Raw genomic sequence first — 20,772 nt, forward strand, 5'->3', positions numbered from 1 at the left:
ATTCCCTTCAGTCTGAGAGTTGGATTAAACATCGCTTCCGCTACCGTCCAACATGCCGGGCGCATTGCCCCTGCCTTCGTGGCGGGCCGCCCCGTTGTCTGGCGATGCCGGGCGGTCTGCTGGGCGTGGCGCATGGCCATACCAGCGCGGGTAAAACTGCTGCACTGCCTCCCCGTCGAAACGCAGCGCGTGGCAGCGTCCCAACTGGAATGGCGGTTTTTCGTTTAGACGTTCGGCGGTGCCGTCGGTCGACTCGCTTTCTGAACTTGCACTCGCGCCTGGCGTGCTGTCACCGGTGTTCCATACGTCGCCGGCGAACGCCTGGATCGCTGCGGTCGGCAGGATCGCGCACAGCTCGGTGAGATGCGTGCAACCCGCCGTGCCGGCCAGCAAACGGGCAGCATCGCGACGGAAGTTGTGGAACAGATTGAGCCCGATGAGGGCACGATAGGCGGGATTGCTGGCTTGGCAGAGCCCAGGATAGGGCACCCAGTCGGACGACGCCTCGGCGTCGACGACATTGAGCTTGCGATCGATGGTGATGCGAAGCCAGAGTTCATGGATCGGTTGACCATTGGGCCGGACGCCCGACGCAAGGACCACGTCGCGTGGCTTTTCGTCGGTCAAGCACGCTTCCACATCCCACAGGCCATCGGCTCGTTCATAAGCTTCCGCCCGGATTGCGCGACGATGGCGCAATTGACGGGGCACTGACGAGGAAAGCGGCATGCGGAAAGGAAAGGCCGAATTGGAAAACGCGTGAATTTTAGCATACTGGGTATTCGGGACAGCCCGGAATGCGGCGGGGACGGCCTGCTGGCCGGTTATGGGTGGGGTTATGGCTGGAGTTGGTGGGGGGAAGGTTGGGTTGAAGCGTTAGTGTGGGTGATGCGGTTTGGTGGGACTTGTGGTGCTTGTCCTGCTTCTGGCGCTTCGCGGCACTTTCCGCCGTTTCGCGTCATTTCGCGCCCTTCGCTGCTAGTCGCCGCCTTCGCCGTTATTCACCGCTCCATTCTTCGTCGATACCTTTGAGGATTTTGCCGATCGTCGCGCCAGAAAAGCCGCGTGACGCGAGAAAGCGCGCCTGCTTCGCGCGCTCAGCCGCGGTCTCCGGAAGCTGACCGAACTTCTTGCGCCATACGGCTTGGGCGCGCGCCAGTTCCGTTTCGCGTAATTGAGCGCTCGCTTCGTCGACGAGCGTGCGATCCACCGCGTGCTGCTTCAATTCGCCAACGATGCGGCTCGCACCCAGTCGCGACGAACGACGATGAATCAGGCTTTCGGCGAAGCGGGAATCGGATAGCCAGTTTTCGGCTTCGAGCGTGTCGAGCAGCGTATCGAGCGAATCGCTTTCTTCGACGAAGGGCTTCAGCTTGCGTGCAAGTTCACTGCGGCTATATTCGCGGCGCGATAGGTAGCCGAGCGCGCGTCCTTTGAGCGAACGTGCTGGGCGTTGGGATTTTTTTGCTTCGCTTGGGGCGGGATCTGCGTCGCCGGGTGTTTGGTCTGAGGCAGATGTGCTGCGTGAGCCGCTTGACCCATGCGAACGAAGCGAGCTGCGTGAGTTGTTACGCGAGTTGCGTGAGCCGCGCGACTCACTCGAGCGCGTGTAGGTAGCCTCAGCGGACTGGTCGGGCTGACCTGGCAACAGCGCGCGCCGCAGGCCACGGCCTGCGGCGCGATCGTGTGCGTCGAACGGTTCAGGCCGATCGAACGGATCAAAGCGATCCGATGTTTCGGATAGATCCGCATGCGCCGAACGTTCGGGCGAATCGCTCCCGTCATTACGCGGGCCGCCCACGTTGCGTCCAGAATTGGACAATGGCCGGCCCTTGCGTATCACGTAGTGGTTACTCTTCGTCCGCGACTTCTGCGCCTGCGCCGGTCACTGCCTCGGCCATTGCATTCACACCCAGCGATTCGCGGATGCGGTTCTCGATCTCACGAGCGATATCCGGATTTTCGCGCAGGAATTCACGCGCATTGTCCTTGCCCTGGCCGATACGCTCACCGCTATAGCTGTACCACGCACCGGCCTTGTCGACGATTTTGGCCTGCACGCCCAAGTCGATAATTTCGCCCTGACGCGAAATACCCTCGCCGTACAGAATGTCGAAGATCGCTTCGCGGAACGGTGGCGAAACCTTGTTCTTGACCACCTTGACGCGCGTTTCATTGCCGATCACTTCGTCGTTCTTCTTGATCGAGCCAATGCGGCGAATGTCGAGACGCACCGACGCATAGAACTTGAGCGCATTACCGCCGGTGGTGGTTTCCGGATTGCCGAACATCACGCCGATCTTCATGCGGATCTGGTTGATGAAGATCACGAGGCAGTTGGTGCGCTTGATCGTGCCGGTGAGCTTGCGCAGCGCTTGCGACATAAGACGCGCTTGCAGACCCGGCAGCGAGTCGCCCATTTCGCCTTCGATTTCAGCCTTCGGCACGAGCGCCGCGACCGAGTCGATCACGATCATGTCGATCGAGCCCGAGCGCACCAGTGCGTCGGCGATTTCCAGCGCCTGCTCGCCCGTGTCCGGCTGCGACACCAGCAGGTCGTTCACGTTCACGCCGAGCTTGCCCGCGTATTGAATGTCCAGCGCGTGTTCCGCGTCGATAAACGCTGCCGTGCCGCCGATCTTCTGCATTTCGGCGATGACTTGCAGCGTCAGCGTGGTCTTACCCGACGACTCCGGACCATAGATTTCGACCACGCGGCCACGCGGCAAACCGCCGACGCCCAACGCGATGTCGAGGCCGAGCGATCCGGTGGAAACGACCTGGATGTCTTCGACTACCTCACCTGCGCCGAGCCGCATGACCGACCCTTTGCCGAACTGCTTTTCGATCTGCGCGAGGGCGGCAGCGAGTGCCTTGCTCTTTTCAGCAGTCAGTCCAGCCGAGCCTTTCTTGCTTTCTTCCATGAATCGTCCTTTGCTATGATGAACGGCGTCTGAGGCAGATGTGTCGTCCAGTTTTGAAGGACAGCACACGAAACTCAGACACTGTATAAAAAAACAGTGGTTTTGGCAAGCGTGATTCTGATGCGAACGCGCATTTTTACTGTCGCGCCGCCCAACCACCCACAATGATTCGGAGACCGCTGTGCGCCGCGGGGACACCCGAGGTGCCGGCCAAGGCCCTGAGCTGGCGCATCATGCGAATTCTGATTGCCGAAGACGACAGCATACTCGCGGACGGTCTGGTTCGATCACTCCGCCAATCGGCCTATGCCGTGGATCACGTGAAGAGCGGCGTCGAGGCCGACACCGCGCTGTCGATGCAAAGTTTCGACCTGCTGATTCTCGATCTCGGCCTGCCGCGCATGTCCGGGCTCGAGGTGCTGCGCCGCCTGCGCGCGCGCAATTCGAACCTGCCGGTGCTGATTCTGACTGCCGCGGACAGCGTCGACGAGCGCGTCAAGGGCCTCGACCTCGGCGCCGACGACTACATGGCCAAACCGTTTGCCCTCAACGAACTCGAAGCGCGTGTGCGCGCGCTCACGCGGCGCGGCGCGGGCGGCGGTCCGACGATCGTGCGGCACGGTTCGCTGGGCTTCGATCAGGTGGGCCGGATCGCCTATATCAACGATCAGGTGATCGACCTGTCGGCGCGCGAGCTGGGTCTTCTCGAAGTGCTGCTGCAACGGATCGGCCGGCTGGTTTCGAAGGAACAGCTCGTCGACCATCTTTGCGAATGGGGCGAGGAAGTCAGCAACAACGCAATCGAGGTCTACGTGCACCGGCTGCGCAAGAAAATCGAGCCGAGCGGCGTGCGCATCATCACCGTGCGAGGGCTCGGCTACTGCCTCGAGAAAGCGGTCGCGCCCGCGAATGCCAGTGCGAATGCGAGTGCGAATGCCGGCGCGAATGCGGCGGCAACCACACCCGCCGCGCCCGAACCGGCACCATCGCCGTCAACGCCGGCCGGCGGAATGCCGGCGAGTCACCACTACAAATAGAGCACATCATGTCCGCACGCGCAGATCGCGCGACGGCCCGCCCGGCGGACCTCGACGAGGCGCGCGACGAGCGCTACGCCAATCCGTTCGCCCCGCCCGACGAAACCGAAGCCGCCGCCGAGGCGCGCCCGCGCTCGCTATTCGGCGAAATTCTCGACTGGATGCTCGCGCCTTTGCTGCTGCTCTGGCCGATGAGCCTGGCCGTCACTTATCTGGTCGCCAAGTCGATCGCGAACGGGCCGTTCGACCGCGCGCTGGAAACCGACGCCTACGTGCTCGCTCGGCAGATTCATCCGGTCAACGGCGTGGCCGAGCTGACGCTGCCCGATTCCACGCGCGACTTTTTGCGGACGGACAACGTCGACAGTGTTTTCTATCAGGTGCTCGGCACGCGGGGCGAGCTGGTGGCGGGCGAGCGCGACATGCCGCTGCCGCACGAAGACGACCGGCCGCAACCGGGCCTTGTCGCTTTCCGGGACGACATGCTGCGCGGCAACGACATCCGCGTGGCCTATACGACGGTCGAATTCCCGCAGACGCCCGGCGCAGAGCCGGTGCTCGTGCAGGTCGCCGAGACGCTCGACAAACGCAGCCAGCTCGCCAACGACATCATCAAAGGCGTGATCCTGCCGCAGTTCGTGATCCTGCCGCTCGCGATCCTGCTCGTGTGGTTCGGCCTTTCGCGCGGCCTCGCGCCGCTGCACGCGCTGCAGGCGCACATCCGCGCGCGTCGGCCCGACGATCTGTCGCCGCTCGAGGCGCGTCGCGCGCCGCCGGAGATCGAGCCGCTCGTCACGTCGTTCAATGATCTGCTGACGCGTCTTGAGCAGAACATGGAATTGCAAAAGCGCTTTATCGCCGACGCCGCGCATCAGATGAAAACGCCGCTCGCCGGCCTGCGCACTCAGGCTGAGCTCGCGCTGCGGCAAGACGCGTCGGCGGAAGTGCATCGCTCGCTCGAGCAGATCGCGACAAGCTCGGAGCACGCGGCGCGGCTCGTCACGCAACTGCTTGCGCTCGCGCGCGCCGAAAACCGCATGTCCGGACAGATCTTCACGCCGGTGGAAGTGACGGAAGTCGCGCGCAATGCCGTGCGCGACTGGGTGCAGGCCGCGCTCGCCAAGCAGATGGATTTGGGCTACGAGGCGCCGGAAGAACCCATCGAGGTCGACGGCAATCCGGTAATGCTGCGCGAGATGTTGTCGAACCTGATCGACAACGCGATCCGCTACACGCCGGAGGGCGGCCGCATCACCGTGAGAGTGAGGCGCGACGCCGCCGCGCGGCTCGTGCATCTCGAAGTGGAAGACACTGGCATCGGCATTCCAGCCGCCGAACGTTCGCGGGTCGTCGAGCGCTTTTACCGGATTCTCGGCCGCGAAGGCGACGGCAGCGGCCTCGGGCTTGCGATCGTCCGCGAAATCGCGACGATGCACGGCGGCGAGCTGACGATCGACGACAACGTCTATCAAACCGCGCCGCGGCTCGCGGGAACGCTGGTGCGTGTCAGTTTGCATGTGCTCGAGCGGGGCAGGACTTACCCTAACGCGGGCTGACAGCCACAAGCCGCCAAAGCCAAGTTGTCCGGCGTTCACAGCATATTGCACGGCGTTGAACCAGAATTGACCTATTTTCACGAACCTTCGTCGCGGGTCAGCAAGCCATCGGCGCAACCATTCACGTCAGTAGGCCGTAAGTTTTCACTCCAATAATCGGTTGCACGGAACGCCGCGGGCCGGCGCACCGCGTGCATATCAATATTGGAGACGACATATGGCTACCGTAGGCGGACACATTTCGCCCGTGCCCATGACGCGCGATGAGAAGCGGGTGATCTTCGCATCGTCGCTAGGTACGGTTTTCGAGTGGTACGACTTTTATCTGGCCGGCTCGCTGGCCGCCTTCATCAGCAAGAGCTTTTTCTCCGGCGTCAATCCGACTGCCGGCTTCATTTTCACGCTGCTCAGCTTCGCCGCGGGTTTCGCGGTCCGGCCGTTCGGCGCGGTGGTGTTCGGGCGGCTCGGCGATATGGTCGGCCGCAAGTACACGTTCCTCGTCACGATCGTGATCATGGGCGTGTCGACGTTCCTCGTCGGCTTCTTGCCCGGCTATGCGGCGATCGGCATCGCATCGCCGGTCATCTTCATCGCGATGCGGATGCTGCAGGGCCTGGCGCTCGGCGGCGAGTACGGCGGCGCCGCGACCTACGTGGCGGAACATGCGCCGCCGGGACGCCGCGGCTTCTACACTGCCTGGATTCAGACGACGGCCACGCTCGGCCTCTTCCTCTCGTTGCTCGTGATTCTCGGCGTGCGTACGGCGATGGGCGAAGACGCGTTCGGCGCATGGGGCTGGCGCATTCCGTTCATCGCGTCGATCGTGCTGCTGGCCATTTCGGTGTGGATTCGCCTGCAACTGCATGAATCGCCGGTGTTCGAGCGCATCAAGGCCGAAGGCAAGACGTCGAAGGCGCCGCTTACCGAAGCGTTCGGCCAGTGGAAGAACCTGAAGATCGTGATTCTCGCGCTGATCGGCCTGACCGCCGGCCAGGCCGTGGTGTGGTACACGGGCCAGTTCTACAGCCTGTTCTTCCTGACGCAGACGCTGAAGGTCGACGGCGCAACGGCCAACATCATGATCGCCATCGCGCTGCTGATCGGCACGCCGTTCTTCCTGTTCTTCGGCTCGCTGTCGGACCGCATCGGCCGCAAGCCGATCATCATGGCCGGGCTGCTGATCGCCGCGCTGACGTACTTCCCGCTCTTCAAGGCGCTCACGCACTACGTGAACCCGGCGCTGGAAACGGCTACGGCCAAGGCGCCGATCGTCGTGATCGCGAATCCCGACGAATGCTCGTTCCAGTTCAACCCGGTCGGCACGTCGAAGTTCACGAGTTCCTGCGACATCGCGAAGAGTGCGCTTTCGAAGGCCGGCCTGAACTACGAGAACGTCGCGGCGCCGGCGGGCACGGCGGCGCAGATCAAGGTCGGCGATACGGTGGTGAACACGTATGACGGCAAGGCCGCCGACGCCAAGGAACAGGGCAAGACGTTCGACAAGACGCTCGCCACGACGCTGAAGTCCGCGGGCTATCCGCCGAAGGCCGACTCGTCGCAGATCAACTGGCCGATGAGCGTGGTGATCCTGACGATCCTCGTGATCTACGTGACGATGGTCTACGGACCGATCGCGGCAATGCTGGTGGAGATGTTCCCGACGCGTATCCGCTATACGTCGATGTCGCTGCCGTATCACATCGGCAATGGCTGGTTCGGCGGCTTCCTGCCGGCCACCGCGTTCGCGATCGTCGCGGCGAAGGGCAACATCTACTCGGGCTTGTGGTATCCGATCGTGATCGCGCTCATCACGTTTGTGATCGGCATGCTGTTCGTCCGCGAAACGAAAGACTCGGACATTTACGCGAAGGATTGACCGGGACCCGCCGCCCCGCAGGCCCGCGCTTGCGGGCTCATGAGGCGGCAGTTTAAAAAAGTTGCGCGCCGGGGGTTGACAGCCCCAGGCGCTATCCTCATAATCTCGCTTCTTTCGGCGAATTAGCTCAGTTGGTTAGAGCGACGGAATCATAATCCGCAGGTCCGGGGTTCGAGTCCCTGATTCGCCACCAGTTGCAAGAAAAAGCCGCTGACCCACAAGGTCCAGCGGCTTTTTCGTTTCTGGCTGTCTATTTTTCATTCAGGCACCGACACTCGCAACTTCAAGGAGGATTGTTGATGACGTTCCGCACCGCCGCGCGCGCCGTGGCCATCGCATCGATCGCGCTTTGGGGCGCCGCTTCCGTGAGCGCGGCTCAGGCGCAAACTCCGACCGACAACCAGTGGCGCGCAAGCCAGACCACCTTGTCGACGCTTCTGCAGAACGGCTACAGGATCGTCGCCGTCGTCAATACGCCTCGCGCCGACGGCGGCCCGGCCGATACGATCTTCGTGCAGCGCGACCAGAGCGCCTTCAAGTGCATCGATTCGCAAGCCTCCGAGGCGAGCAAGAAAGTGCCGGGCTGTTATGAACTGGCGCCGTCGTCGGGCGCGGCCACGACGGGCCCGGAAGCCAAGTAAGCGAGCCATCCGGGAACCGGCGCGATCACGCCTCGATGCGCCCGCGCGTCACGCCGAGCAGGCGCGCCATCGCGTCGCGCGCGGCGGCGGCGTCGCGCTCGCGAATCGCCTCGAACACGGCCGTATGTTCCGCGAGCGACGCATTGAAAACCTCCGCGCGCTTCGCATTCAGCCGAAGCTGCGCCTCGAGCGTACGTTCGATCAGTGTGCCGAGCGGAATCAGCAATTCGTTGCTGCACGCGATCAGCACGCTCAGGTGAAACTGCAGATCCGCCCTTACCCATTCGTCGACATTGCGCGCCGCGGCCATCGCCGCGTGGGCGGCGGCCAGCGCGCCGAACGTGTCATCCGCGTGCGAAGCCGCCGCGAGACCGGCGGCATACGGCTCGATCATCTCGCGCATTTCCTGCAGCTTGAGCGCGAATTGCATCGGCTCGGCGACGCGCGAATACCAGTCGAGCACATCGACATCGAGCAGATTCCACGCGTGCCTCGGCCGCACGCGCGTGCCCACGCGCGGCCGCGATTCGATCAGCCCTTTCGACGTCAGCGTGCGCAGCGCCTCGCGCAACACAGTGCGACTCACGCCCAAAGTGCCCATTAACTCCGCCTCGCGCGGCAGGATCGATTCGGGCGCGTAGTCGCCACGCAAAATCGCCGTGCCCAGCAAATGCGCGACGCGCCCATGCAGATCGTGCTGAATAGCTTTCTCCCGGCGGCGGCGCCGCTCAATATGTGGCGAATAGTACTATTAATAGTACTTTAGCGCGATTGTGCGGTAGCATGGAAACCCTCGAATATTTCGCAATGAGTGGAGACGCACGCCATGAAAATCACCAAGCTTGAAACGTTCATCGTTCCGCCGCGCTGGTGCTTCCTCAAGATCGAGACGGACGAAGGCATCGTCGGCTGGGGCGAGCCGGTGGTCGAGGGCCGCGCGCATACGGTGGCCGCGGCCGTCGAAGAACTGTCGGACTATCTGATCGGCAAAGACCCGCTTCTGATCGAAGACCACTGGCAGGTCATGTACCGCGCGGGCTTTTATCGCGGCGGTCCGATCACGATGAGCGCGATCGCCGGCGTCGATCAGGCGCTGTGGGACATCAAGGGCAAGCATCATGGCGTGCCGATTCACGCGCTGCTCGGCGGCCAGGTGCGCGACAGGATCAAGGTGTATTCGTGGATCGGCGGCGACCGTCCGAGCGACGTTGCGAACAACGCGCGCGCCGTGGTCGAGCGCGGCTTCAAGGCCGTGAAGATGAACGGCTCGGAAGAACTGCAGATCATCGACACCTTCGACAAGGTGCAAGGCGTCATCAACAACGTGGCCGCGGTGCGCGAGGCGGTGGGACCGGACATTGGCATCGGCGTGGATTTCCACGGCCGCGTGCACAAGCCGATGGCCAAAGTGCTCGCGAAAGAGCTCGACCCGTACAAGCTGCTCTTCATCGAAGAGCCGGTGCTGTCGGAAAACGCGGAAGCGCTGCGCGACATCGTCAACCAGACCAACACGCCGATTGCATTGGGCGAGCGTCTGTATTCGCGCTGGGACTTCAAGCACATCCTGTCGGGCGGCTACGTCGACATCATCCAGCCGGACGCCTCGCACGCGGGCGGGATCACGGAGTGCCGCAAGATCGCGTCGATGGCGGAAGCCTACGACGTCGCGCTCGCGCTGCACTGCCCGCTCGGTCCGATCGCGCTCGCCACCTGCCTGCAGATCGACGCGGTGAGCTACAACGCGTTCATCCAGGAACAGAGCCTCGGCATTCACTACAACCAGGGCAATGACCTGCTCGACTACATCAGGAACCCGGAAGTCTTCAAATACGAAGACGGCTTCGTGTCGATTCCGCAAGGTCCGGGTCTCGGTATCGAGGTGAACGAAGAGAAGGTGCGCGAGATGGCGAAGGTCGGGCATCGCTGGCGCAATCCGGTCTGGCGTCACGCGGACGGCAGCGTCGCGGAGTGGTGAGCGGAGCTTTGCTGACTGAGCCGGTTTGCTGACTAACTGACTAACTGACTAGCGCCGCCTGCGGGCGGCGCTCTCTTTTGTGCGTCGACAGCCGGGCGATTCGCGCGATGCAGCCACACGTTACGGCGACGTGACGCGCGGCCGTCTCAGTAACGTAACGTCCGGGACCAAACCGGCTCCAGCAGCGCTCGCAAGACGCTCGCGCCGCTTGCCTCTGCGCCCCGCAAAGCCCCGTCGACAAAGGCGCTCGCGCCCTTTGTTCGGCATCAGACAGTCACATGGCGTGGTCCTTGCTCAAATGCACTCGACAACAAAATGCATCGGGGGCTTTCATGGGCGAATTCATTCCGGACTATCTGCTGCGCGAACAGGCGGCCGTCGGCGCGCTCGCGCTGTTCGGCGTGCTGCGCATCATCGGCGCGGCCGTCGCGTATGAACGCGGCTGGCGCATCGCGGCGCTCGAAAAATGGTTCATCGCCGCCGCCGTCATCTATTGCATTCCGCAGCTTTTCGACGTGCTGGCGCATGTCTACGGCGCGCACGCGGCCGCAGCCGAACTCGAAGGAAAAGCGGCAGGCTGCGCGATCGCGCTCTTTAGCGCGCCGATCGTCGGGCATCGGCTGGGCCTCGAATGAATCGATCGGGCGGCCACATGCTGAACATGCTATCGACGCGCATCGCCAGAACGGCCCGGCTCACCAGGCCGGTGTACGGCGTCGGCGATGTGCTGAGGCTGAAATCGGGCGGATCGCCGATGACCGTCACATGGAGCGGTCCCGTGCTGTTCGCGTCAGGCAACTGGCTGATCTGCCAATGGTTCACCGATACGGGCGAACTGATGCAGGAGATGTTTCCCGAGGAAACGCTGGAGCCGGCGCAAGTGGAGAGGCGGTTGTCGGCTGCGGGGCAGTAGCGGATTGGCGGGTACTAGCGGATTCGCTTGCTGAGATGAGCGGCCGTGTCTACTGCGCCGCGCGTCAAAACTGCGCGGCGTTTTTTACGCGACGCGTGTGGACTGCGCGTTGTCTGAGGTGACGCGGCAAGGCGCACCGCCGCTTGTCTACGCGACGCGTGCGAACTACGCGTCGCCCGAGGTGACGCGGCAAGGCGCACAGTCACCGCCGCCTTGCCCCATCCAAACCCACCCAACCACCCCTCACCCAAGCGCCGCAAACGCCGGCACGCTATGCGACAGCACGGCGGCCGCGACAAGAACGCCGATCAACGCAAGTGCTTCCAGGTAAAGCACGTTGACGAAGGTATGCGCGTCCATCGTCGATGCCGTGCGGCGCAAGCGCGGCAGCGCGAGGAAGCGGTTCAGTCCGCCAAGCACCAGCGCCAGTCCGACGAGCGTGAGCTTGAGAATCAGCACATGGCCCCACGAGCTCGACTCGATCGCCAGCAACGACCCGCCCGAACCCCGCACCGCATTGAAGATGCCGGACAGGATGACAAACCCGACCGCGACCAGCGACACATTCGACACCTGCGTCGCCGTGCGGATCAGCACGCCGCGCGCCGTCGACGCGCCCAGCGCCGGCAACGCGACAAGCCCGGCCGTGATCGCGAGGCCGCCCCAGACGGTCGTCACGAGCACGTGCAGCGTTTGCATCGCGATGGCCGCCGACGCGAGGCCGGCGTCCGCCGCATGTCCGAGCGACGCCTTGCCCGCCGCGATGACGATCACCGCGAGCCACAGCAGCGCATTGCGCAGCATGCCGCCGTGACTCGTCATGGCCGTGCCGAGCAAAATCAGCGCGCCGGCGAAGGCAACGCTCCAGCCATAGCCGACATGCGTTTGCGAAAGCACGGTCGGCACCATGCCGAACGCGGCGGGCAATGCCACGCCGCTCATCGACGCCGCCTGATACAGCAGCCAGCCGAGATCCGCGAGCACCAGCACGACGCTCGCCGTCAGCAACGACCGTTGCGCGCGCAACCACGCGGGTTGCGCGGGCGAGATCTTCGCCTTGGCATCGTCCGCCAGCCACGCGCCGAGCAACGCCGAACCGACGGCAAACGCAAACGCGACATTCATGAGCGCGGCCATCGCGACCTGCCCGATCCACAGTCCGTCGATGCTCATTTGACAGTGAACGCAAAGTCGCCTTGCGTGCGATGACCGTCGGTGGCAACCGCGGTCCAATGCACCGCGTAGTGGCCCGCGCCCAACTGCGGCAGCGGCAGATGCATGACGCGCGCATCCTGTTTATCGACTTGCGACGCAGCCGATGCGGCCGGCTTGCCATTGGCATCGGCGAGCGCGATCTTGCTGAACGCCGGTTCGAGCGGCTCCGTAAAGTGCAGCGTGACCTCGGCGGGTGCGGCGACTTCGGCGTTGGCAGCCGGCTCGCTGGAAACGAGATGCGCATGCGCGAATGCCGTGGACGTCAGCAAGAGCGCCGCGGCGCCGAACGCGAATGAAAGCCGCGCCGGACGAATAAGATGGATTAGCTTCATGTAAGGCCGATAGCGGTGAACAGGAAAACGGCAGTGGCCGGCAGGGCTGGAGCGGAATGCAGCAGACCGCTCGCGCCGCGCGAACAGATCGAACGCGCAGCCCGGCGCGCCCGGAAGTGTACGCTTCGATGGTCCGCGTGCGCGTGGGTTCAACATCGCGCGTAAAAGTTCGCCGGGTACAGCGCTTGCAACCGTGGACGACGCAGTAAAAAGTCGGAAGGCGTGCATGAACATGCTCGGGCCCGGCAATGCGCGTCAAACTGTCGCACGCCTGTGACACCCGCAAGCGTCGCGCGTGCGGCAAATAGTCATCATCACCCTTCGATGATAGAATGCTGCGTCGCCGCAGCGCCGGCTGCCCTTCACACCGAGCCGCTCGAAGTTCGGTCAGGTCCCCGATTTTGATGGAGTTACGCGTGTCTTCAAGACGCATTTTCCGCCCGTTGCTTGCCCTTCTGCTGATCGGCTCCGCGGGTGTCTATAGCGCTGCGAAAGCGCAGACTCAACCGAAGGCCCCCGATACGATGGAAGCGCGCGTGCAAGGTTGCACGGCCTGCCACGGCACACACGGTCAAGGCACGGACAACGACTACTTCCCGCGCCTCGCGGGCAAGCCGGCCGACTATCTGTACAACCAGTTGCAGAATTTCCGCGAAGGGCGCCGCAAGTATCCGCCCATGAACTACCTCGTCACGTATCTCTCCGACGACTATCTGCATCAGATCGCCACGTACTTCTCGAAGCAGCGCCCGCCGTATCCGGCGCCGGCCAAGCCGACGGTTTCGTCCACCACGCTCGCGCGCGGCCAGCAGATCGTGCTGAACGGCGACGCGTCGAAGCAGATTCCGGCTTGCGCGGCTTGCCACGGCAAGAGCCTGACCGGCATGGAGCCGGCCATTCCGGGTCTGGTCGGTCTGCACTCCGACTACATCAGCGCGCAGCTCGGCGCATGGCGTTCGGGCACGCGCCACGCAATCGCACCTGATTGCATGCACACCATCGCCACGCGTCTCACCGACGAAGACGTCAACGCGGTCGCTGCGTGGCTTTCCACGCAACAGGCTCCACAAAACCCCGTGCCGGCTCCGGCCCGCTCGATGAAGACTCCGCTTGCCTGCGGCAGCGAACCGCAATAAGGCACCGGGAGAGACACTCAAATGAAACGCAAGTCTTTGTTCGCCCTCTCGGCAGTTGTCGTTGTCGCGGCTGCTGCACTCGTCCCCGTCCTGTGGTCGGGCGGCGACAATCTGCATAACGGCTCGGCCGTGGCGGCAACGCCGGCCGACCAGGCCGCGCTCGTCAAGAAGGGCGAGTACCTCGCCCGCGCCGGCGACTGTATCGCCTGCCACACGGTGCGCGGCGGCAAGCAATTCGCGGGCGGTCTGCCCATGGCCACGCCGTTCGGCACGATGTTCACGCCGAACATCACGCCTGACGACCAGTACGGCATCGGCAAGTGGACGCAGGACGACTTCTATCGCGCCATGCACACGGGCCGCTCGAAAGACGGCAGCCTGCTCTATCCGGGCTTCCCGTTCACGAGCTACACGAAGGTCACGCGCGCCGACTCGGACGCGATCTACGCGTATCTGCGTTCGGTGCCGCCGGTTGCCGTGCCGAGCCGTCCGCACGAACTCAAGTTCCCGTTCAACCAGCGCAACATGCTGATCGGCTGGCGCACGCTGTTCTTCCGTGAAGGCGAGTACAAGCCGGACCCGACCAAGTCGGTCGAGTGGAACCGCGGCGCGTATCTGATCGAAGGTCTCGGCCATTGCGGCATGTGCCACACCTCGATCAACGCAATGGGCGGCCCGGTCAGCTCGGCGGCTTTCGCCGGCGGTCTGATCCCGCTGCAGAACTGGTACGCGCCGTCGCTCACGTCGAACAAGGAAGCGGGTCTCGGCGACTGGGAAACGAAAGACATCGCCGATCTGCTGAAAACCGGCGTGTCGAACCGCGGCGCAGTGTTCGGCCCGATGGCGGAAGTGGTCCACAACAGCCTGCAGTACATGAGCGATGCGGACATCAACGCAATGGCCACGTACCTGAAGACGATTCCGCAGAAGAGCGAAGCACCTGAGCCGATGCAGCTCGAAACGTCCGAAAAGTTCGGCGGCGAACTGTTGAAGCAAGGTCAGAAGATCTACGCTGACAACTGCGCGAAGTGCCACGCGGACAATGGTCTCGGCATGCCGCCGGCCTTCCCGCCGCTCGCGAACAACCAGTCGATCCAGATGCCGTCGGCGGTCAACCCGATCCGCATGGTGCTGAACGGCGGTTATCCGCCGAGCACGGACGCGAACCCGCATCCGTACGGCATGCCGCCGTTCGCACAGTCGCTGTCGAATCAGGAAGTCGCAGCGGTCGTGACGTACATCCGTATGTCGTGGGGCAACCACGGCACGGCCGTGTCGCCGCAGCAAGTGTCCGATCTGCGTTCGGCGCCGCTCGACTAAGCAGCGTTTGTAGCATCAAGGGCGCGGCCTGCGAGATTCGCGGCCGCGCCCTTCGTTTTTTGATGACCGGTATCATGGGGTAGTTACCGCGGCAACTTTTGCCCCAATGAAACCGTGCAGGAGAAAAGACCGTGCATGTCGGTGAGCGTTTGAACAGCATTACCCACCTCGTCGGCGCCGTGCTGTCGGTGGCGGGGCTGGTGACGCTCGTGACGATGGGCGCGGTCGAAGGCGACGCGTACAAGGTGGTCAGCTTCAGCGTGTACGGTGCGATGCTGTTCGTGCTGTATGCTATCTCGACGCTCTACCACAGCGTGCGCAACCCGCGCGTCAAGGCGGTGCTGCAGAAATGCGACCACTCGGCGATCTATCTGCTGATCGCCGGAAGCTATACTCCGTTCACGCTTGTCACGTTGCGTGGGCCGTGGGGCTGGTCGCTGTTCGGCGTGAGCTGGGGGCTTGCCGCTCTTGGCATCGTGCAGGAACTGACGCTCGGGCGACGCACCCGCAGCGTTTCGATGGTGCTGTATGTCCTGATGGGATGGCTCGCGCTCGTTGCCGTCCGCCCGCTGCTGGAAGCATTACCGGCTGCGGGCACTGCCTGGCTCGTGGCCGGCGGGGTCATCTACAGCGCCGGTATCTACTTCTTCATCAACGACGAGCGCATCCGGCACGGACATGGTATCTGGCACCTGTTCGTACTGGCGGGCAGTCTGTGTCAATTCGTCAGCGTCGCGCGCTATGTCGCGTGACGTCCACGGCGGCGAAATGCAACTTAAGGCCAGTCAACGTGTCTGCATAGCGCGTTGAAGCATCCGGCACGCATCTCGAGCGTGCCGCCGATTTCCCTGCGAACGGAACTGGGCCTCGGCCTTGATCTCGATCACGCCAGGCGGCGCGTACGTGCGGCATTGAAGCCGCATTCGTGCCCCGCCGGCGCTCACATGCGCCGTTCGCGAAACTGCATTGCAAAGAGCATTTATGTCTTTTGATTCCCTCGGCTTGTCCGAACCGTTGGTCCGCGCTGTACACGAACTCGGCTACACCACTCCGACTCCTATCCAGACTCAGGCGATTCCGGCTGTGCTCAACGGCGGCGATCTGCTGGCCGGCGCGCAAACCGGCACCGGCAAGACGGCCGGCTTTACGCTGCCGATCCTTCAGCGTCTGAACTCCATGCCGGCGAACACGTCGGCGTCGGGCAAGCGCGCCGTGCGCGCGCTCATTCTCACGCCCACGCGCGAACTCGCCGCGCAGGTTGAAGAAAGCGTGCGTGCCTATGGCAAATATCTGAAGCTGAAGTCGACCGTGATGTTCGGTGGCGTCGGCATTAATCCGCAGATCGGTGCATTGAGAAGCGGCGTGGACATCGTCGTCGCAACGCCGGGCCGTTTGCTCGACCACATGCAGCAGAAGACCATCGACCTGTCGCATCTCGAGATTCTCGTGCTCGACGAAGCGGACCGCATGCTCGACATGGGCTTCATCCACGATATCAAGCGCGTGCTCGCGAAGCTGCCTCCGAAGCGGCAGAACCTGCTGTTCTCGGCCACGTTCTCCGACGAGATCAAGACGCTCGCCGACAACCTGCTCGACTCGCCGGCGCTGATCGAAGTCGCGCGCCGCAATACGACGGCGGAAACCGTCGCGCAAAAAATCCACCCGGTGGATCGCGACAAGAAGCGCGAGTTGCTCACGCACCTGATCAAGCAGCACAACTGGTTTCAGGTGCTGGTGTTCACGCGCACCAAGCACGGCGCGAATCGCCTTGCCGAGCAGTTGACGAAGGACGGCATCAGCGCGCTCGCCATTCACGGCAACAAGAGCCAGTCGGCGCGCACGCGCGCGTTGGCCGAGTTCAAGGACGGCACGCTGCAGGTTCTGGTGGCGACCGACATCGCCGCGCGCGGCATCGACATCGATCAGTTGCCGCACGTCGTCAATTTCGACTTGCCGAATGTGCCGGAAGATTACGTGCACCGCATCGGCCGTACGGGCCGCGCGGGCGCGACGGGCGAAGCGGTGTCGCTCGTGTGCGTCGACGAATTGCAGTTGCTGAAGGACATCGAGAAGCTGATCAAGCGTCCGGTGCCGCAGGAAGTGATCGCCGGTTTCGAACCGGACCCGACTGCGAAGCCGGAGCCGATTCTGCGCCGCGGCCAAGGCGGCGGCGGTGGCGGCGGACGTTCGCCGCGCCAGGGTCAAGGCGCGCCGAAGGGCGGCAACGGCGGCGCGGCAAAGCCAGCGCAACGCTCGGGGCAACGTCCGGCGAACGCTCAGCAGCAGCCGAAGCCGCAAGGCGCGAAGCCGGCCGGCAACGGCGGCCAGCCGCGCCGCGACGGTCAGCGTCAGGACGATCGTCCGCGCGCGATTGCTCATGAAGGTAGCGCCGCGCAGCACGCGCCGCGCAAACCTCAGGGTGGCAATCCGGGCGCATTGCTCGGCGGCGCAAAGTCACGCAACGACTCGCCGCGCGGTGGCAATCCGGCGCGCAGCGGTCAGCGCGGTCGCTAACCAAGCTTAGCCACAACCCAGCCGCAACACGAACGCGAGCCGCAAGTCACCCACCCGACGACGCGGCTCGCTTCAAATGCTCGACCTGCCGTTCCCATCGGTCGAGCACCTTCTCTCTCCCAACATCCAGCTCGAACGTGATGCCGCTCGTCAGGCGCGCATACTGCACGCTTTGCGTTTCCGCCGACTCGATAGAGCAGTTCATATAGACGAGACCGCTGTCGTCGCCGTCCGCGGAAGGCAGTGGTGCGGCGAGCAACTGCACCTGGTAGAACACGTCGTCGAAGACGAAGCTCAAGGCCGCGCGCCCGCTCCGTGCGATCGCGCGCGCCGCCCGCGCCTGCGGCCACAGCGCGATGCACAGCGTGCGCGAATCGGGCGCGTATAACTCGCCGATGCCGAGCAGTGACGTGCGAATGTGCTGATTCACGTCGACGGTCAGGAGCGACGCGGTGAAGCCGGTCTTGCTCGCGAGCGACGAGCCGTCGAAGAGCGCGCGAATCGAGTCGGGCCATTCGTCGAATGCAGTCTGATCGAGTGCGCGCTGTGGCTGAGAGGAATCGCTCATCGCAAAGGTCCGGTTAAGAGGCAAGCATTCGTCATCATGCCTCGAAAAGCAGATGGCCCGCATCGAGCGGGCCATTTCTTTGACGGCGCGTTTGCGCGCGTGACCTAAGCAATGCGTCACTAACCTGCTACGCCCTCACCGAAAGAACACATGCTGCGTGATCTTCGCGAGCGGATAGTGCACGCCGGGTTGAATCTTCGCGGGCAAATCGAGCGGTTTGAGCAGCATCTTCACGCACATGTCCGCCGACAGATTGCGCCGCACGAGCGCGTTGATGCGCGCGGCGCGCTCGCGGTTATACGCCTGATCGCGCACGCGTTCCGGATAACGAATCGCGAACACGTGACGCAAGGCGATCTCCGAATCTTCGTTCTTGATCTCCATCACGCGGCGCATTAGTGCGCCGAGCACCGCGAGCCGGCCATTGCCCTCGATCTTGTTGTACTTCTTGAAGTACTTGAAAAAGTGCTTGTAATGGCGGACTTCGTCCGTGCGAATGTTGTCCGTGATCTGCTTGAGAACCGGTTCGTCCGAACACTCGCCGATCGCGCGATACAGCGTCGCGGTGCCTGTTTCAACGACGCAGCGCGCCACCATTTCCAGCGCGCGAGTCTTTTCGAAATCTTCGACGGAACAGGTCAGCGAATACTCGTCCATGAAGTTGCGGAACGCGGTGTCCCAGTCGTATTCGGGCCACACGTACGCGATATACGTCTTGAGCGCACGGCCGTGCTGCATTTCCTCGGGCTCCCATTCGTTGTTGAGCCACGCGGAAACTTCGGGATCGTCGTTAAAGAACTGGCTGAGATTACTGGTGTAAAGATCAGTACCGCTTTCAATAAACGAAGCGGCGCACAGCAGCAACAACAGGTCTTCATTTGCGACGGCTTTCTGGCGGTCGATCCGAGTGAGGTCGATGTCCTCGATTCGCCAGGGCATGACATGGTTCAGCTCTGTGTGCATCGTGTCTTGCTCCGAAAGCTGTATCGACTCGTGGAGCATGCTCGCAACCGCTGCTATTGCGCTGCCTCGCGTTGCGGTTCGCCGTGTCGGATACAGCGCCGTGAATTAGAGTTAACCCCTTGTGTCTGCATCTTAGCCTCTGTTTCGCAAGTCTGCAGACAACCCAGCACAGACCGTGCCGATTGGCCGCAGTTCCAATTCCACGATAGACGAAAGTTTCAGTGAGGCAAGCGCGATTGCAGCGCCCGGCAAAAAAGCCGGCTCGGCAAGCTCGCCTTGCTTCGCGAAATGCGAGTAACGGCGGCTCGCGAATGACGGCGTGGAGATAGCGACGATCCTCTGAGTTGGCGGACGCGCCCCGCGATGGTCTTACAATACGCGCACGCTCGTTCCCGCCCTGCCCGCGCCGCCGCGGGCAGACGCCATAACAAACTCACGACCCGAGACCATGACCCGAGATCCCCGCCTCACGCTGAACGCCCCGGCAACAGGAACTGCTGGAGTGGGTGCAACGCGACGGCTTCGTGACCGTGGACGACCTCGCGTCCCACTTCGACGTGACGCCGCAGACGATCCGCCGCGACGTCAACTGGCTCGCCGACATGAACCTGCTGCGCCGCTATCACGGCGGCGCGAGTTTGCCGACCAGTTCCGAGAACGTCTCGTACACCGCGCGTCAGCGCATGTTCCACGACGAGAAACGGCGCATCGCCGCGTTAGTCGCCACGCACATTCCCGATCAGGCGTCGCTCTTCATCAATCTCGGCACGACCACAGAGGAAGTCGCGCGCGCGCTCAACCGGCACCGCGGCCTGCGCGTGATCACTAACAATCTGAACGTCGCCAGCATGATGAGCGGCTATCCCGATTGCGAAGTGCTCGTCACGGGCGGCATCGTGCGACCGTGGGACAAGGGCATCGTCGGCGAACTGGCGATCGACTTCATCCGTCAGTTCAAGGTCGACTTCGCGATCATCGGCACCTCGAGCATCGAGACCGACGGCACCTTGCGCGATTTCGACACCCGCGAAGTGCGCGTCGCCGAAGCCATCATCCAGCACGCGCGCACCGTATTTCTGGCCGCCGACAGCTCCAAGTTCGGCCGCCCGGCGCTGGTCCGTCAGGGCCATCTCGACCAGATCGACGCACTTTTCACCGATGCCGCGCCGCCCGCCGACATGGTCGAAACGCTCAATACGGCCAATTGCCAGGTGTATGTGGCCGCGTGACCCGGCGCTGGCCGGCATGTTGCAGTGCACGCCGAACTTCAAGTGAAATCATGGATCTGCCCGCCGCCGCGAACCGCCTCTGCGACGCCTGATTGTCAAAGGGAAAATTTGCAGGGGCCGGTTTGGTGTTTAACGTTCGCTTGACTACACTCCAGTTCCCGGCGTTCGTTGCGCTCTCGCGTGCCGCCGGTGCGAAGTCAAAACTGTCGTAAGCCGTACCTCCCGCCCGATTTTTTGCGGACCACCTGGCAATGGCCCTGCCATTCGATGCCAGTCGCCGTCGAGGCTGTCCGCGTTTGCTTGACATGGAGAGAAACGATGCTGAGTCCGCACGAATTCGCCACGTTGTTGCTCGTCAAGGACGCTCCCAATCAAGTCGACATGGAGCGAGAAGAACTCGACGCCCTCCTCGAACGCCAGCTCGTGCAACTGGAGCGGCTCGCCTCGGGCAATGAACAATGGCGTGTAACGGAATCCGGCGATAGCGCACTTCGAGCGATTAAACGACTTTCCTGAAAACGACCCGCGCATCGTCGGGCTCGACGCCGGTTGTGGCCGAACGGTGAACGGCGA

20 protein-coding genes, 1 tRNA gene and 1 pseudogene are annotated in these 20,772 nt (G+C 63.3%); 14 read left to right on the forward strand and 8 right to left on the reverse strand.

All coding sequences use genetic code 11. The features are described from left to right. Positions 1–24 precede the first annotated feature (24 nt). The 3 genes from ABIE53_RS16990 to recA form a co-directional block, all read right to left on the reverse strand. Complete coding sequence (locus ABIE53_RS16990; RefSeq protein ID WP_006049958.1) at positions 25–729, reverse strand: DUF2889 domain-containing protein; 705 nt, start codon at positions 727–729, stop codon at positions 25–27. 268 nt (positions 730–997) lie between these two features. Continuing rightward, positions 998–1,843 carry a recombination regulator RecX gene (gene recX / locus ABIE53_RS16995; protein ID WP_053858707.1) on the reverse strand — a complete coding sequence of 282 codons (846 nt, stop codon included), beginning with the start codon at positions 1,841–1,843 and terminating at the stop codon, positions 998–1,000. A 7-nt stretch (positions 1,844–1,850) separates the two neighbouring features. Continuing rightward, positions 1,851–2,924, reverse strand: a complete 1,074-nt coding sequence (recA, locus tag ABIE53_RS17000; RefSeq protein ID WP_006049956.1) for a recombinase RecA — start codon at positions 2,922–2,924, stop codon at positions 1,851–1,853. A 233-nt stretch (positions 2,925–3,157) separates the two neighbouring features. On the opposite strand from recA, the gene ABIE53_RS17005 reads away from it, so the two are divergent. The 5 genes from ABIE53_RS17005 (at position 3,158) to ABIE53_RS17025 (ending at position 8,034) form a co-directional block, all read left to right on the forward strand. Beyond that, positions 3,158–3,961 (forward strand): response regulator transcription factor, encoded by an 804-nt coding sequence (locus ABIE53_RS17005; RefSeq protein WP_044021267.1) that lies wholly within the window; start codon positions 3,158–3,160, stop codon positions 3,959–3,961. Positions 3,962–3,969: 8 nt separating this feature from the next. Beyond that, entirely contained in the window at positions 3,970–5,517 is a 1,548-nt protein-coding gene (locus ABIE53_RS17010; protein ID WP_006049954.1) for a sensor histidine kinase, read from the forward strand. A 217-nt stretch (positions 5,518–5,734) separates the two neighbouring features. Beyond that, positions 5,735–7,393: an MFS transporter gene (locus ABIE53_RS17015; protein WP_006049953.1), complete on the forward strand. Its 1,659-nt coding sequence runs from the start codon at positions 5,735–5,737 to the stop codon at positions 7,391–7,393. A gap of 116 nt (positions 7,394–7,509) precedes the next feature. Then, a tRNA-Met gene (locus ABIE53_RS17020) sits at positions 7,510–7,586 on the forward strand. 106 nt (positions 7,587–7,692) lie between these two features. Next, complete coding sequence (locus ABIE53_RS17025; protein WP_006049952.1) at positions 7,693–8,034, forward strand: hypothetical protein; 342 nt, start codon at positions 7,693–7,695, stop codon at positions 8,032–8,034. A gap of 25 nt (positions 8,035–8,059) precedes the next feature. Here ABIE53_RS17025 and ABIE53_RS17030 read toward each other — a convergent pair whose 3' ends face one another. Beyond that, positions 8,060–8,767, reverse strand: coding sequence for a FadR/GntR family transcriptional regulator (locus ABIE53_RS17030; protein ID WP_044021245.1), 708 nt, complete (start codon positions 8,765–8,767; stop codon positions 8,060–8,062). A 93-nt stretch (positions 8,768–8,860) separates the two neighbouring features. On the opposite strand from ABIE53_RS17030, the gene dgoD reads away from it, so the two are divergent. The 3 genes from dgoD to ABIE53_RS17045 all read left to right on the forward strand — a co-directional run bounded on the left by dgoD (position 8,861) and on the right by ABIE53_RS17045 (position 10,922). Next, the gene (gene dgoD / locus ABIE53_RS17035) at positions 8,861–10,009 is read left to right on the forward strand and encodes a galactonate dehydratase (RefSeq protein ID WP_006049950.1); all 1,149 of its coding nucleotides are present in this window, start codon (positions 8,861–8,863) and stop codon (positions 10,007–10,009) included. Positions 10,010–10,341: 332 nt separating this feature from the next. Beyond that, a complete protein-coding gene (locus ABIE53_RS17040) occupies positions 10,342–10,644 on the forward strand; it encodes a hypothetical protein (protein WP_006049949.1) in 303 nt (100 codons plus the stop codon). 17 nt (positions 10,645–10,661) lie between these two features. Continuing rightward, complete coding sequence (locus ABIE53_RS17045; RefSeq protein ID WP_232292287.1) at positions 10,662–10,922, forward strand: YodC family protein; 261 nt, start codon at positions 10,662–10,664, stop codon at positions 10,920–10,922. A 243-nt stretch (positions 10,923–11,165) separates the two neighbouring features. Here the strand turns inward: ABIE53_RS17045 and ABIE53_RS17050 are convergent, their stop codons facing one another. Continuing rightward, on the reverse strand, positions 11,166–12,095 hold the full coding sequence (locus ABIE53_RS17050; protein WP_006049947.1) for a CopD family protein: 930 nt from the start codon (positions 12,093–12,095) through the stop codon (positions 11,166–11,168). Continuing rightward, positions 12,092–12,469: a copper homeostasis periplasmic binding protein CopC gene (copC, locus tag ABIE53_RS17055; RefSeq protein WP_006049946.1), complete on the reverse strand. Its 378-nt coding sequence runs from the start codon at positions 12,467–12,469 to the stop codon at positions 12,092–12,094. The genes ABIE53_RS17050 and copC overlap by 4 nt, the downstream gene beginning before the upstream one ends. A gap of 404 nt (positions 12,470–12,873) precedes the next feature. Between copC and ABIE53_RS17060 the strand changes: the two genes are divergently transcribed. The 4 genes from ABIE53_RS17060 (at position 12,874) to ABIE53_RS17075 (ending at position 17,439) form a co-directional block, all read left to right on the forward strand. Continuing rightward, entirely contained in the window at positions 12,874–13,605 is a 732-nt protein-coding gene (locus tag ABIE53_RS17060; RefSeq protein WP_029968196.1) for a c-type cytochrome, read from the forward strand. A 21-nt stretch (positions 13,606–13,626) separates the two neighbouring features. After that, positions 13,627–14,925, forward strand: coding sequence for a c-type cytochrome (locus ABIE53_RS17065; protein WP_006049944.1), 1,299 nt, complete (start codon positions 13,627–13,629; stop codon positions 14,923–14,925). Positions 14,926–15,056: 131 nt separating this feature from the next. Beyond that, positions 15,057–15,677: a PAQR family membrane homeostasis protein TrhA gene (gene trhA / locus ABIE53_RS17070; protein WP_006049943.1), complete on the forward strand. Its 621-nt coding sequence runs from the start codon at positions 15,057–15,059 to the stop codon at positions 15,675–15,677. A gap of 229 nt (positions 15,678–15,906) precedes the next feature. Then, positions 15,907–17,439 (forward strand): DEAD/DEAH box helicase, encoded by a 1,533-nt coding sequence (locus ABIE53_RS17075; RefSeq protein WP_029968197.1) that lies wholly within the window; start codon positions 15,907–15,909, stop codon positions 17,437–17,439. Between the two features lie 46 nt (positions 17,440–17,485). Here the strand turns inward: ABIE53_RS17075 and ABIE53_RS17080 are convergent, their stop codons facing one another. Beyond that, complete coding sequence (locus ABIE53_RS17080) at positions 17,486–18,007, reverse strand: hypothetical protein (RefSeq protein ID WP_006049941.1); 522 nt, start codon at positions 18,005–18,007, stop codon at positions 17,486–17,488. A 135-nt stretch (positions 18,008–18,142) separates the two neighbouring features. Beyond that, entirely contained in the window at positions 18,143–18,970 is an 828-nt protein-coding gene (locus ABIE53_RS17085) for a ferritin-like domain-containing protein (RefSeq protein ID WP_006049940.1), read from the reverse strand. Positions 18,971–19,418: 448 nt separating this feature from the next. Between ABIE53_RS17085 and ABIE53_RS17090 the strand changes: the two are divergent. Both ABIE53_RS17090 and ABIE53_RS17095 read left to right on the forward strand, forming a co-directional pair. After that, positions 19,419–20,199 (forward strand): annotated as a pseudogene (locus ABIE53_RS17090) (DeoR/GlpR family DNA-binding transcription regulator). Positions 20,200–20,517: 318 nt separating this feature from the next. Then, positions 20,518–20,715, forward strand: coding sequence for a hypothetical protein (locus tag ABIE53_RS17095; RefSeq protein ID WP_006049938.1), 198 nt, complete (start codon positions 20,518–20,520; stop codon positions 20,713–20,715). The last annotated feature ends 57 nt before the right edge of the window (positions 20,716–20,772 follow it).

The organism is Paraburkholderia sp. OAS925, assembly GCF_040543975.1.
Classification (GTDB): Bacteria; Pseudomonadota; Gammaproteobacteria; order Burkholderiales; family Burkholderiaceae; genus Paraburkholderia; species Paraburkholderia graminis.